We start from the raw sequence: 13,077 nt of genomic DNA on the forward strand, positions 1-13,077 counted from the left end.
TAATGACTCAGATTTTCTGACTCAGTTTTCCTGACAGAGCTACTGCGGCCCGGTCGCCCCTTGGCCTTCGCGCCCGCTTCCGCTACCTCACGCTTCACACCCGTGAATTGGACGAGACGCATGGAAAAGTCATTCAACGCAGCTGAGGCCGAGGCCCGTATCTCCCAGATGTGGCAGGCCCGCAATTGCTTTGCCGCTGGCGCGAATTGGGACGGTAAATCAGACGCTTACTCGATCATGATCCCGCCGCCCAACGTGACGGGCGTCCTTCACGTCGGCCATGCCTTCAACAACACGCTGCAAGACGTCCTGATCCGCTGGCACCGCATGCGCGGCTTCGACACGCTCTGGCAACCCGGCACCGACCATGCGGGCATTGCGACGCAGATGGTTGTCGAGCGAGAGCTGGCTAAGTCCCAGATTCAAAGGCGAAATCTCAGCCGTGAGGAATTTCTCGATCACGTCTGGGCGTGGAAGAAACAGTCCGGCGGCACCATCATCGAACAGCTCAAACGCCTCGGCGCGTCCTGCGATTGGTCCCGCGAAGCCTTCACCATGTCCGGCGCCCCGAATGCGCCCGAAGGTGAAGAGGGCAATTTCCACGACGCCGTCATTCGCGTCTTCGTCGACATGTACAATAAGGGCCTGATTTACCGGGGAAAAAGGCTGGTTAACTGGGACCCGCACTTTGAGACCGCAATCTCGGATCTTGAGGTCGAAAACAACGACGTCGCGGGCCACATGTGGCATTTCAAATACCCGCTCGCCGGTGGCCAAACCTATGAATATGTTGAGAAAGATGAAGACGGCAACGTCACCCTTCGCGAGACGCGCGACTACATCTCCATCGCCACAACGCGGCCGGAAACTATGCTCGGGGACGGTGCGGTTGCGGTCCATCCCGATGACGAACGCTACGCGCCAATCGTCGGAAAACTCTGCGAAATTCCGGTTGGGCCGAAGAAACACCGCCGCCTGATCCCGATCATTACCGATGAATATCCGGACATGACTTTCGGCTCCGGTGCCGTGAAAATCACCGGCGCCCACGACTTCAACGACTACGAGGTCGCCAAGCGCGGCGGCATTCCCTGCTACCGTCTGCTCGACACGAAAGGCGCATTACGCGAAGACGGCGCGCCCTATGCCGAGGCCGCGGAAATCGCGCAAGCCGTTGCAAATGGTGAGAAAACCCTCGGTGAGATGGAGGTCGATGCCCTCAACCTCGTCCCCGATCACCTGCGCGGGCTGGACCGGTTCGAGGCCCGCGAAAAGGTCGTGGCCGAGATCACCGAAGAAGGCCTCGCCGTCATGACCACCTCCGACGATCCGCGTCTTGGGGGCAAGAAAAAGAAGGGTGAGGACGAGGAAATCACCGCTGTCCCGCTGGTCGAGGCCAAGCCCATCACACAGCCTTTCGGCGACCGCTCCAAGGTTGTGATCGAGCCGATGCTGACCGACCAATGGTTTGTAGATACTGCAAAAATCGTCGGCCCCGCCCTCGACGCCGTCCGCGACGGCCGCGTTCGCATCATGCCCGAACAGCACCGGAAGGTGTATTTCCACTGGCTGGAGAATATCGAGCCATGGACGATCTCGCGCCAGCTGTGGTGGGGGCACCAGATCCCAGTTTGGTATGGGCCTTCGTTCGTCCGCACATCAGCCGACGATGGATCGGCGAAACTTGCATATGATTTCGAAAATCCCCAATCCTTCTGCGCGCCAAACTTTGAAGCGGCGAGCGAATTGGCCCGAACATACTATGCCGGGTCAGGTTTCGAACCCGAGGATATTCGCGAGATTCCAGTCGATGCAGTTGGCGACGAACTCGTAGCGCTAATGCCCCGGACTGTTCCGCTCTATCGCGATCCGGACGTCCTCGACACCTGGTTCTCCTCCGGTCTCTGGCCCATCGGCACCCTTCGTTGGCCCGAGCAAACGCCTGAACTGAAACGCTATTTCCCGACCTCGACGCTGATCTCCGGCTTCGACATCATCTTCTTCTGGGTCGCCCGGATGATGATGATGCAGCTCGCCGTCGTCGACGACATCCCCTTCAAGGACGTCTACGTCCACGCCCTCGTCCGCGACGAGAAGGGCAAGAAGATGTCGAAGAGCACCGGCAACGTCCTCGACCCGCTGGAACTGATCGACGAGTACGGCGCAGATGCCGTCCGCTTTACGCTGACCTCCATGGCCGCCATGGGGCGCGACCTGAAGCTCAGCAAAGACCGCATCGCGGGCTACCGCAACTTCGGCACCAAGCTCTGGAACGCCGCGCGCTTTGCGGAGATGAATGAATGCAAACCGTCCGCCGATTTCGACCCGGCGAACGTCACCCAAACCGTCAATCGCTGGATCGTCGGTGAGACCGCGCGCGCACGTCTGGCCCATGACGAAGCGCTGGAAGCCTACCGCTTCAACGATGCCGCGAACGGTCTTTATCAATTCGTCTGGGGCAAGGTCTGCGACTGGTATCTGGAATTCGCCAAACCGCTTTTCGCGTCAGGCGACGAGGCCGTGATCGCGGAAACCCGTGCCACGATGGCCTGGGTCATCGACCAGTGCCTGATCCTGCTGCACCCCACCATGCCCTTCATCACCGAAGAGTTGTGGGGAGAAATCGCGGATCGCGAGAAGCCCCTCGTCCACGCCGACTGGCCCGCCTATGGCGCTGATCTGATTGACGAAAGCGCTGAGCAGGAGATGCGCTGGGTAATTTCTCTGATCGAGGAAATTCGCTCCGTTCGCGCTCAGATGCACGTACCAGCGGGCCTCAAATGCCAGCTCTTGCAGGCAGATCTGGATGAAGCCGGGCAGGGGGCCTTCGCACGCAACGCTGCGATGATCGAACGTCTTGCGCGGCTTTCCGAAGTCACCCCAACCGACAGCCTACCCAAGGGTGCCGTGACGATTGCGGTCGAGGGTGGAACCTTCGCGCTGCCGATTGCCGACCTGATCGACGTGGCCGAAGAAAAGGCGCGGCTGGAGAAGACGTTGGGCAAGCTGGCTAAAGAACTCGGCGGTCTGCGTGGACGGGTGAACAACCCGAAATTTGCCGAAAGCGCGCCGCCGGAAGTGGTAGAGGAAACGAAAGAAAACCTCGCCGCCCGGGAAGAGGAGGAGGCGCGCCTGAAAGAGGCTTTGGCGCGGTTGGCCGAAGTCGGTTGAGCAGAACAGCAAACGATGCCTGCCCCGTCTAACGCTAAGGCCACGGGGCAGGAATCCCTCCATTGAGGGCGTAACCAGAAAAAGAGGATAGTGGCGGCATAGATTTAAACACAAGGACCCCTTCCATGCGTTTTGTTAAAGCCACTGCTCTCGCCCTCGTCGCCGCATTGTCGGTCAACGCCACTGCTGCCTCAGCCACCGGTTACGGTCAGCAAACCTACCCCCAATACGGCTACGGCCAAACCCATACCGTGAATTACCACGGCCACGGCGGCGGTTACGGCCATTCCAACTGGGGCCATTACAACAACTACTCCTGGTACCACGTCTCGGGCGTCAGCTATTACGACCACCTGAACGTGCGCAGTGGCCCCGGTGTCCGCAACCATGTTGTCTACGCCCTGGCGCACAACGCTTATGGCGTTCAGTTGCAGGATTGCACCGTGATCTCGACGAGCCGCGGCCCCTCGCGCTGGTGCCTTGTAGCGCATAACGGCCATGTGCGCGGCTGGGTGAATGCCCGCTTCCTCGCGCAATCTCACTAACTCACAAAAGGATGGCCCGGCCTCAGCCGGGCCGTTTTGCCCATGCAAACGCTCGACACACTGATGATCCGCCACCTTCTGCTGCCCGCCAAGCGGCGGGGGCTTTTGGGTTTGGTGGTGATGATTGCGGCCGCCATTGCCGCCTGTGAAGTGCGGACGATGGGCATGGGCCTGCAACGCTCGGACGGCCGTAATGCCGGCATTGCCGACGCGCTGATCGTGCAACTGGCGCAGGTGCTTTTACCGGTTCTTTGAGGGGCTGAGCCGAACCAGCCATTGAGCGGCTGCGCCCATTTCCGCTAGGCTTTTCAAAGCGTCACCCCCTTCAAGGACGAAAACGATGAAAGCTCTGTTTGCCCGCCTCACTTTGGTTGCCACGCTTTTGGCTGCTTTGACCCCGATGGCAAATGCCACCGCCGATGGACCCGATGCATGGCGCGTCCACAACGTTGCATCCAACGATGTGCTAAATGTCCGCGTTGGGCCGGGCACCAACTATTTCCAAATCGACGCGCTGCCTTTCAATGCGCGGGGGGTACAAATCGAGTACTGCGTGCCAACCGTCACGCAGCAGCAATTCTTCGCGCTGACCGCGCAACAGCAGTCACAATTGAACAATTACCCGACATGGTGCCTGATTTTCTGGAATGGAACTCAGCGTGGCTGGGTCAACCGCCGGTTTTTGACGGAAGACAGCTACTAAGGGATCAGCCGGTCAACCGCCCGCAGCATGCCCAACCCTTTGTCATAAACGAGCGTCAACACGCGCCGTCCGCCGGTGCGCGTGACAATGGCTGGACCGAGCCGCGCAGCGGTGGCTGCGGCAGTTCCAAGGATGATGAATTGGCGTCTGTTTGGCGTCATGCCTTCCATATGGGGCCGCGTCCTACTTGCCGGGCGGGGAAAAATCGGCAAACGAGGACGTATGACCAAGCCGCGTTACACCCCGCTCGTCCAATCCTTGCCCTCTACCGTGCCATTCGTCGGCCCTGAAACGCAGGAGCGTGCGCGAGGTGCGTCCTTTTCCGCAAGGCTCGGCGCGAATGAGAGTGTCTTCGGCCCCAGCCCGCGCGCGCTTGCGGCCATGGCTGACGCCGCAAGCGGTGCGTGGATGTATGGCGACCCGGAGGTGCACGATCTGCGCCACGCGCTAGCCGTCCATCACGGCGTCTCCCCCGGCAATGTGCTGGTGGGGGAGGGGATCGATGGCTTGCTCGGCTATCTCGTCCGGTTGCTGATTGGACAGGGTGACGCGGTGGTGACGTCCGATGGCGCCTATCCGACGTTCAACTACCATGTCGCGGGCTTTGGCGGGACGCTCCACAAAGTGCCTTACGCCGATGATCAGGAAGACCCTGAGGCGCTAATTGCAAAGGCGCATGAGGTCGGCGCAAAACTGATCTACTTCGCTAACCCCGACAATCCGATGGGAAGCTGGCATGATACCGGCACGGTGCAACGGATGATCGACGCCTTGCCTGAGGGCTGCGTTCTGGCGTTGGATGAGGCCTATGCCGACACAGCCCCGGCGGATGCTATTCTACCGCTGGACATGACGCATCCGCGCGTGATCCGGTTTCGTACCTTCTCGAAAGCTTACGGCCTTGCTGGGATGCGCGTGGGGTACGCGCTGGGGGAGGAGGCGTTCATCACGGCCTTCGGCAAGATCCGCAATCATTTCGGCATGGGCCGCGTGGCGCAGGCTGCCGCATTGGCTGCATTGGAGGATCAAACCTATCTTGGTGAAACCGTCACCCGGATTGCCACAGCTCGTGACCGCATCGCTTCGATTGCGCGAGAAAACGGGCTGACGCCCCTGCCGTCTGCGACCAATTTCGTGACGATAGACTGCGGTGGCGATGGTGACTTCGCCCGGGCTGTGCTGGCCGCTCTCGTTGAACAGGGCATCTTTGTTCGTATGCCGTTCACCGCCCCACAAGACCGCTGCATTCGCGTCTCCTGCGCCCCGGATGACACGCTCGACGCCTTCGCTAAAGCCTTGCCTATCGCGTTGGACCGCGTCCGTTAAGCGGCTTCGGCGATCACCTTCATCGCGGCTTCCAACCCGGTCGGCCCATGCGGGATCTGTAGCGCGGACATGCCGGCCTGAAGGCCTGCGAGCACTCCCAGCACCATATGCCCGTTCACGTGGCCCATATGGCCGATCCGCAAATAGTCATCCGGCGCGTCCAGACCATCGAGCGGCACGCCAAGCGTGACGCCGTAATTTGCCTCCATCCACTCGCGCAGCCGCAGGCCGTTGCCGGGGCCGAAATTGACCAGAGTAACGGCATTGCTGCGCTTGTCACGTTCGGTGATGTTGGCGCGCACCGGGCCCGCCTGGCCCCAGATATCCAGCGCTGACCAGATGGCTTCTGCCAGCACACCATGCCGCCGCCAGACCTGTGTCAGCCCCTCCTCATGGACGATCATGTCGAGTGCCGTGCGCAGGCCATAAAGATGATGCGTCGGAGCCGTGCCGCAGAAGTAGCGATAGAAATAATCCGGGTCGATGCGCGGGCGCCAATCCCAATAGGGCGTGACCATATTGGCCCGATCGCGGGCCTTGTCCGCCTTGTCGTTGAAATAGACGAACGCCATGCCGGGTGGGGTCATCAGGCCCTTCTGGCTACCTGTGACCATTACGTCGACTCCCCAGTCATCCATGTGGAATTCGTCGCAGCCCAGACAGGCAATATTGTCCGAGAACAACAGCGCCGGGTGGACTGCCGCATCGAGCGCTCTTCGCAAGCCAAGGATGTTGTTCTTGACGGAGGTCGCGGTATCGACCTGCACCGCTAGCACGGCCTTGATTTTGTGGTCACTGTCAGCCGCCAGCGCCTGCGCCACACGCTCCATGTCGATGTCGGATTGCATCCCGAAATCCAGCACTTCGCATTCGGCGCCCAAATCCCGGGCCATCTCGCCCCAGCCGATGCCAAAGCGACCCGTTGCCAGAACCAGCACCTTGTCCCCGCGCGACAGGGTGTTGACGAGGGCGGCTTCCCACGCGCCGTGGCCATTGCTGATATACATGGCCACATGATGCGACGTGCCAGCGACGGCCTTCAGGTCGGGCACTATCGTCTCAACCATGTCAACGAGCGCACCACGGTAAATGTTGGGCGCGGCCCGGTGCATCGCCTGCAAGACCCGGTCAGGCATCACGGAGGGTCCGGGGATGGCAAGGTAATGGCGACCGTTGGACAGGGACATTGCGGGTACTCCGGGGGGATTGCGTGCGTTGCTTTGAGAGGTATAGCGGCCCCAATAGCCGGTCAATGTTGCGCGGGACCCTGCGCATGATTAGCTGTGATGCGAAAGATCACGGGGGATGAACAGATGATCGGAGAACGGGCAGAGGATCGAACGGTTTTGCGCCTGAGTGGGGCCGACGCGCATAGCTTTCTGAAAGGTCTGGTGACGCGCGATCCCGGTGACGGGTTGACCTATGCGGCGCTCCTGACACCGCAGGGGAAGTACTTGGCGGACTTCTTCTTGTTGGATCGAGGCGACGACATTCTGGTCGATGTCAAAACAGACCTCGCCCCCGGGCTGGCACAGCGGCTTTCCATGTACCGCCTGCGCGCTGATGTTGTGATTGAAGAGGCCGGTTTGCCGGTGACACGTGGGCTTGGCGATGCGCCGGTAGGAGCTTTCCCCGACCCCCGAGATGCGTCGCTTGGTTGGCGCGCCTACGGGATGGAGGGAGGCGACCCGTCTATTGATTGGGACGCACTTCGTGTTGCGGCTTGTGTGCCTGAGACCGGCGTCGAGTTGGTTCCGAATGACACCTACATTCTGGAAGCTGGCTTTGATCGCTTGTCCGGCGTGGATCACCGGAAGGGGTGTTATGTCGGGCAGGAAGTTACCGCGCGGATGAAGCATAAGACGGAGCTGAAGAAGGGTTTCGTCACCGTGTCGATCGAGGGTGAGGCCTCAGTAGGAACCGAGATTGTCGCGGACGGCAAACCCGCCGGAACGCTCTTCACGCAAGCGGGCGGGCAGGGCATTGCCTACCTTCGATTTGACCGCGCGAAGAGGCCAATGCAGGCCGGAGCGGCCAAGGTGAAGTGGCAATCCAGCCCTGAATAGGTGGTGTGGATAAATCGAGGATAGATTGGGATTGTGTGATCTTTACCTCATAGCAGTAGCCCTGCCGCTCCCTCATGTCGCAAAAGCCATACTTTCGTCTCGACACCACCGGGGGCAGAGAACCCGCCCAAGCCGCTCGCACCCAAAATGCGATGACAAGGGATCAGGATTGGAATTCGGTTCGCGCCGCAGGCTTGACCGACCGCCTGTGCGGGTAGCCCGACCTCCTGCGCAACATCTCCGTAGCTGCGCGTCTTACCCATTGGGATCGCGCGCATCGCGTCCAAGACACGGCCCGTTGCATCATCCCGCCCATGTCGGATCGGCACTGTGAAATCCGTCAGGCGACCGCTGAAATAGGCGTCCAATTCTGCCGCAGCCTCACACAGTAAATCGCTTTCCATGGGCGTATCAATCCGGCTCCAACCGGCGCGCACAATCGCGCCGTCCGCCTCCTCGACATAGACCGGGCCAACTGGCGTCTCTACGCTAATACGATTTCCGTCCATGACCTGAGCCTGTCTGGACTGCCGCGAAATCTCAACCCGGATCCTGCGCCAACCGAATTGGTCCGCGCGCTGTCAGCGGGTCGACTTCAACGCCCCGCTGCGTTGCACGTAGGCCCAGTTCAGCAGCCACACGCCGGACATCTGGCATCAGGGGCCGCCAATCCTCCGCCACTGCGCGCGCGGCCTCTGATGGGCAAAAGGTTTTTCCCGCCCGCTCTGTCGCCAGCCGCAGCAGAACCTCGGCAATCAGCGCATCATCCGCCAATCTTGTCCTGCGTCTTGGTCTCGAAGTCTTCCGCCGAATGCCGTTCCCACAATTGTTCATGGGGCTCGCCCGAGGTGCGGTTTACCATCCGCCCGCGCTGCACACCCGGCCGCATGAGGATGGCCTCGGCCCATCGCGTCAAATGGGTGTAATCATGCACCGACAGGAATTCGCTCGCGTTGTAGCCGCCTTCCGTCACCATCCGCCCGTACCACGGCCAGATGGCCATATCGGCAATGGTGTATTCGCCGCCCGCCATCCACTCATTCTCGGCCAGATGCTTGTCGAGCACATCCATCTGCCGCTTGCTTTCCATCGCATAGCGATTGATCGGGTATTCCATCGGGTAGGGGGCATAGGCGTAGAAATGGCCAAAGCCGCCGCCCAGAAACGGCGCGCTACCCATCTGCCACATTAGCCACGACAGCAATTCCGGCCGCGCCTTGTCCGGTCCCATGAAAGCTCCGAATTTCTCGGCCAGATGCATCATGATTGCGACGGATTCAAACACCCGAACGGGCTCCGGCCCGGAATGGTCCATCAGGGCCGGTATCTTGGAATTCGGGTTCACCTCTACGAAGCCCGACCCAAATTGGTCGCCATCCCCGATGCGGATCAGCCATGCATCGTATTCGGCGTCCGAAAAGCCCGCCTCCAGCAATTCCTCGAACAGCACGGTGACTTTCACGCCATTGGGCGTGCCTAGCGAATACAGCTGGAAGGGATGCTCCCCTACGGGAAGCTCTTTGTCATGGGTCGCGCCTGCGATGGGCCGGTTCAGAGACGCCCATTCGCCCCCGTTCTCCTTGTCCCACGTCCAAACCTTGGGGGGCGTATATTCTTCCTGACGTGCCATGGCGCGGCCTCCTGCGTTTCCCGTTCAACGCAACTTAGGTCGCGCCCCGCAGAAACCCAAGGCGCAGAGGGCTGTGCGGGTGCGCACTCCGCCCACCTTTGCTTCAAAAAATAGGCATAATCCGGCACCTGAAAAGCAAAGCCGCGCCCAGAGACTGAGCGCGGCTTTTCATCTAAACAGCGGGTGGGTCAGGCCGAAAGCGCCTCATCACAACGACCGCAGACGCCTTCGTGGGAATGTGTGCCTACATCAGGCAGGATCTTCCAGCATCGCATGCATTTCTCGCCCTCGGCCTTCTCGAAAACCGCCGCGACGCCTTCGACTTCTGGCAGGCGGAAAGCTTCCGCCGGGGCCGGATCTGCCGTCAGCGTGATGTCGGACGTGATCGCCATATCTTCGAACGCGACCGATTTCAGGGCCACCAGGGTGCCAGCATCGTCCACATGGACGACCGGCGCGGCCTCCAGCGACGCTCCGATGACCTTGTCACGACGCTGCACTTCCAGCGCCGCCGTCACCACCCGGCGCGCGGCCCGCACCTTGGACCATTTCGCGGCCAGTGCCTCGTCCCGCCAAGCGGCAGGCGTTTCGGGGATGTCGACCAGATGTACCGAGCTATCTTCGCCCGGGAACCGTTCCAGCCAGACTTCTTCCATCGTGAAGACGAGGATCGGCGCAAGCCAAGTGGTCAAACGGTGGAACAGGATGTCCAGCACCGTCCGGGCCGCCCGCCGACGCGCGGTGTCGCCGTCGCAGTAAAGCGCGTCCTTGCGGATGTCGAAGTAAAAGGCCGACAGGTCGGTCGTCGCAAAGGTGAAAACGGCCTGGAACACGCCCTGGAAATCGAATTTGGCATAACCCTCTCGGACCACCTGATCCAGCTCAGCTAAGCGATGCAGTACCCAACGCTCCAACTCCGGCATATCCGCAGGCTCAATCCGGTCGGCTTCGGAAAAGTCTGCCAAAGACCCCAACATGAACCGCATCGTGTTGCGTAGGCGGCGATAGCTATCCGCTGTGCCTTTCAGGATCTCCGGCCCGATGCGCTGGTCGGCGGTGTAGTCCGTCTGAGCCACCCACAGGCGCAGGATATCGGCGCCGTACTGCTTGATGACCTCCTCCGGCACGATGGTGTTGCCGATGGATTTGGACATCTTCATGCCCTTCTCATCCAGCGTGAAGCCGTGCGTTACCACGTTGCGGTAGGGCGCGTGACCTTGCGTGCCGACCGATTGCAGAAGCGAAGAATGGAACCAGCCGCGATGCTGGTCGGTGCCCTCCATGTAAACGTCGGCGATGCCGTCATCGGTGCCATCTTCCCGGTCGCGCAATACGAAAGCGTGGGTGGAGCCGCTGTCAAACCACACATCGAGAATGTCGAAGACCTGATCGTAGTCCTCGGCGTTCACGTCATTGCCAAGGAACCGTTCCTTCGCGCCGGGCTTGTACCAGGCATCCGCGCCCTCCGCCTCGAACGCCTCAAGGATGCGCGCATTCACGGCCTCATTGCGCAGCAGGTAGTCGGAGTCCGTTGGCAATGCGCCTTTCTTGGTGAAACAGGTCAGCGGCACACCCCAGGCCCGCTGGCGGCTCAACACCCAATCTGGCCGCGCTTCCATCATCGAATGCAGGCGGTTGCGCCCCGATTGCGGGGTCCATCTGACCTTGTCGATCTCTTCCAGCGCACGGCCACGGATGGTGAACGTATCGTCCCCAACCGACATGTCTTTGTCGATAGCTGCAAACCATTGCGGCGTGTTGCGGTAGATCACCGGCGCTTTCGAGCGCCACGAATGCGGATAGGAATGGTGGATCTTGCCACGCGCCAGCAGCCCGCCAACCTCGACCAGCTTGTCGATGACGGCTTTGTTTGCCGTGCCTTCCCCGCCCTTGCGGCTGAGGATGTAGTGGCCGCCGAAGAAGGGCAGATCGGGCCGGAAGGATCCGTCGTCCATCACGTTGTAAGTGATGACCTGTTCCAACATGCCGAGGTCGCGGTAGAGTTCATATTCTTCCATCCCGTGGGAGGGCGCGCAATGGACGAAGCCGGTGCCTTCCTCGTCGCTAACGAAATCGCCATGGCGGAAGTCGCGCGGGTCATCCCATTCGCCGTCAGCGCCATCGGCATTTGCGAGGGGATGCAACAAGTAAAGACTCTGTAGTTCTTCTGTAGTTACGTCGCGCACACGCGCCCACATGCCGTCTTCCAGACGGGCACGGGCCATAACGTCCGCGGCCCGTGTATCGGCGAGAAGGTATTTGTCACCGACCTTGGCCCAGGATTCGTCGGGTGTGCCGGTGACTTCATAGAGGCCGTAAGAGATGTCACGCCCGAACGCGACGGCCTTGTTCGACGGTATCGTCCAGGGCGTGGTCGTCCAGATGACGACGAAAGCGCCCTCGAGATCATTGGCTCCGCCATGGGCTTCGAACTTCACCCAGATCGTGAAGCTGTCCTTGTCGTGGTACTCCACCTCCGCCTCGGCCAAGGCTGTCTGCTCTATGGGCGACCACATCACAGGCTTGGAGCCTTGATAGAGCGTCCCGTTCATCAGGAACTTCTGGAATTCCTCCGCAATCACACGCTCGGCACGGAAATCCATCGTCAGGTATGGCTTTTCCCAGGTCCCCGTCACGCCAAGGCGTTTGAATTCCTCGCGCTGCACGCCGACCCAATGGTCCGCGAAGTCGCGGCATTCCTGCCGGAACTCGACGATATCGACGTCGTCCTTGTTCTTGCCCTTCTTGCGGTACTGCTCCTCGATCTTCCATTCGATGGGCAGGCCGTGGCAATCCCAGCCGGGGATATAGCGGCTGTCATAGCCCATCATCTGATGGGAGCGGACGATGATATCCTTGATCGTCTTGTTCAGCGCGTGGCCGATGTGCAGGTGGCCGTTGGCATAGGGCGGGCCGTCGTGCAGGGTGAAGGGCTGGCGGCCCTCCTTCTCGCGCAAGCGATCGTAGACGCCAATCTTTTCCCACCGGGCCAGCCATTCGGGCTCGCGCTTGGGCAGGCCCGCGCGCATGGGGAAGTCGGTTTTCGGCAGGTTCAACGTGTCTTTATAATCCACGGATGTGGTGTCGGCGCACATGGGGGCGCTCCTCGTCATCGGAATTTGCAATGGGGTTTAGCAGGGCGGTGCGAATGCTCAAGCACCTTCTCCCGGCGGCCTGAATGGATCAGAGCGCCGGGCTGCTAATTCGAATGACGATGGCGAAAAGCTTGGTCATGGCGCGCGGTATAAGCCCGCGCGCCGGGAAGGTCAAAGCCTCAGCACGGCCCGCCAATAAGGCCAAGACCCACCAGAGCGCTGAAAACACCCACAAGGGCCGCGATGCCGGGAACCACCATGTTCATGGTGCGGGCCGAAGACAGATCCTTGCGCGCGCTCATCACGCCCCCCAGACCGACGAGAACGGCGAGAACGCCAAAGCCCAGTTTGGCGACGTCGAAATAGCTGCAATTCACCACGCCATTGAGGTTCGAGGTGGAGCTGAAATTGATGCTGATCAGAAGGCTCAGAATGGCAAGCACGGCCGCACCTTTGGCGCTGCCTGAAAGATCGGAAAATGTCATAAGAAGGGGTCCTTAATTTGAAGGCCCCCACCGTGCGAATGCATGGCCTATGGGGC

At 60.7% G+C, this 13,077-nt stretch carries 13 protein-coding genes; 6 read left to right on the forward strand and 7 right to left on the reverse strand.

Features of this window, described 5'->3' with window-relative positions; all coding sequences use genetic code 11:
- Window positions 1-120: 120 nt before the first annotated feature.
- The 4 genes from V8J81_RS01755 to V8J81_RS01770 all read left to right on the forward strand — a co-directional run bounded on the left by V8J81_RS01755 (window position 121) and on the right by V8J81_RS01770 (window position 4,419).
- Complete coding sequence (locus V8J81_RS01755) at window positions 121-3,171, forward strand: valine--tRNA ligase (protein ID WP_368474036.1); 3,051 nt, start codon at window positions 121-123, stop codon at window positions 3,169-3,171.
- A 125-nt stretch (window positions 3,172-3,296) separates the two neighbouring features.
- Window positions 3,297-3,716 carry an SH3 domain-containing protein gene (locus tag V8J81_RS01760; RefSeq protein WP_368474037.1) on the forward strand — a complete coding sequence of 140 codons (420 nt, stop codon included), beginning with the start codon at window positions 3,297-3,299 and terminating at the stop codon, window positions 3,714-3,716.
- A 42-nt stretch (window positions 3,717-3,758) separates the two neighbouring features.
- Complete coding sequence (locus V8J81_RS01765; protein WP_368474038.1) at window positions 3,759-3,971, forward strand: hypothetical protein; 213 nt, start codon at window positions 3,759-3,761, stop codon at window positions 3,969-3,971.
- 85 nt (window positions 3,972-4,056) lie between these two features.
- Window positions 4,057-4,419, forward strand: coding sequence for an SH3 domain-containing protein (locus V8J81_RS01770; protein WP_368474039.1), 363 nt, complete (start codon window positions 4,057-4,059; stop codon window positions 4,417-4,419).
- Here V8J81_RS01770 and V8J81_RS01775 read toward each other — a convergent pair.
- Entirely contained in the window at window positions 4,416-4,589 is a 174-nt protein-coding gene (locus V8J81_RS01775) for a Tat pathway signal protein (RefSeq protein WP_368474040.1), read from the reverse strand. The genes V8J81_RS01770 and V8J81_RS01775 overlap by 4 nt on opposite strands.
- A 52-nt stretch (window positions 4,590-4,641) precedes the next feature.
- On the opposite strand from V8J81_RS01775, the gene V8J81_RS01780 reads away from it, so the two are divergent.
- Complete coding sequence (locus tag V8J81_RS01780) at window positions 4,642-5,745, forward strand: pyridoxal phosphate-dependent aminotransferase (RefSeq protein ID WP_368474041.1); 1,104 nt, start codon at window positions 4,642-4,644, stop codon at window positions 5,743-5,745.
- Here V8J81_RS01780 and V8J81_RS01785 read toward each other — a convergent pair.
- A complete protein-coding gene (locus V8J81_RS01785; RefSeq protein ID WP_368474042.1) occupies window positions 5,742-6,932 on the reverse strand; it encodes a pyridoxal-phosphate-dependent aminotransferase family protein in 1,191 nt (396 codons plus the stop codon). The two genes, V8J81_RS01780 and V8J81_RS01785, sit on opposite strands and share 4 nt — an antisense overlap.
- 126 nt (window positions 6,933-7,058) lie before the next feature.
- On the opposite strand from V8J81_RS01785, the gene ygfZ reads away from it, so the two are divergent.
- Window positions 7,059-7,811, forward strand: a complete 753-nt coding sequence (gene ygfZ / locus V8J81_RS01790) for a CAF17-like 4Fe-4S cluster assembly/insertion protein YgfZ (RefSeq protein WP_368477575.1) — start codon at window positions 7,059-7,061, stop codon at window positions 7,809-7,811.
- 47 nt (window positions 7,812-7,858) lie between these two features.
- Here ygfZ and V8J81_RS01795 read toward each other — a convergent pair whose 3' ends face one another.
- From V8J81_RS01795 to V8J81_RS01815, 5 genes are all read right to left on the reverse strand, one after another.
- Window positions 7,859-8,320, reverse strand: a complete 462-nt coding sequence (locus V8J81_RS01795) for a methylated-DNA--[protein]-cysteine S-methyltransferase (protein WP_368474043.1) — start codon at window positions 8,318-8,320, stop codon at window positions 7,859-7,861.
- A 31-nt stretch (window positions 8,321-8,351) separates the two neighbouring features.
- Window positions 8,352-8,585: a DUF3253 domain-containing protein gene (locus V8J81_RS01800; protein ID WP_368474044.1), complete on the reverse strand. Its 234-nt coding sequence runs from the start codon at window positions 8,583-8,585 to the stop codon at window positions 8,352-8,354.
- Window positions 8,575-9,441: a glutathione-dependent disulfide-bond oxidoreductase gene (gene yghU, locus V8J81_RS01805; protein WP_368474045.1), complete on the reverse strand. Its 867-nt coding sequence runs from the start codon at window positions 9,439-9,441 to the stop codon at window positions 8,575-8,577. Before yghU ends, V8J81_RS01800 begins: the two co-directional genes overlap by 11 nt.
- A gap of 188 nt (window positions 9,442-9,629) precedes the next feature.
- A complete protein-coding gene (gene ileS / locus V8J81_RS01810; RefSeq protein ID WP_368474046.1) occupies window positions 9,630-12,536 on the reverse strand; it encodes an isoleucine--tRNA ligase in 2,907 nt (968 codons plus the stop codon).
- Window positions 12,537-12,715: 179 nt separating this feature from the next.
- Complete coding sequence (locus tag V8J81_RS01815) at window positions 12,716-13,021, reverse strand: hypothetical protein (protein ID WP_368474047.1); 306 nt, start codon at window positions 13,019-13,021, stop codon at window positions 12,716-12,718.
- Between the last annotated feature and the right edge of the window lie 56 nt (window positions 13,022-13,077).

Source organism: Gymnodinialimonas sp. 202GB13-11 (assembly GCF_040932485.1).
GTDB classification, from domain to species: Bacteria; Pseudomonadota; Alphaproteobacteria; order Rhodobacterales; family Rhodobacteraceae; genus Gymnodinialimonas; species Gymnodinialimonas hymeniacidonis.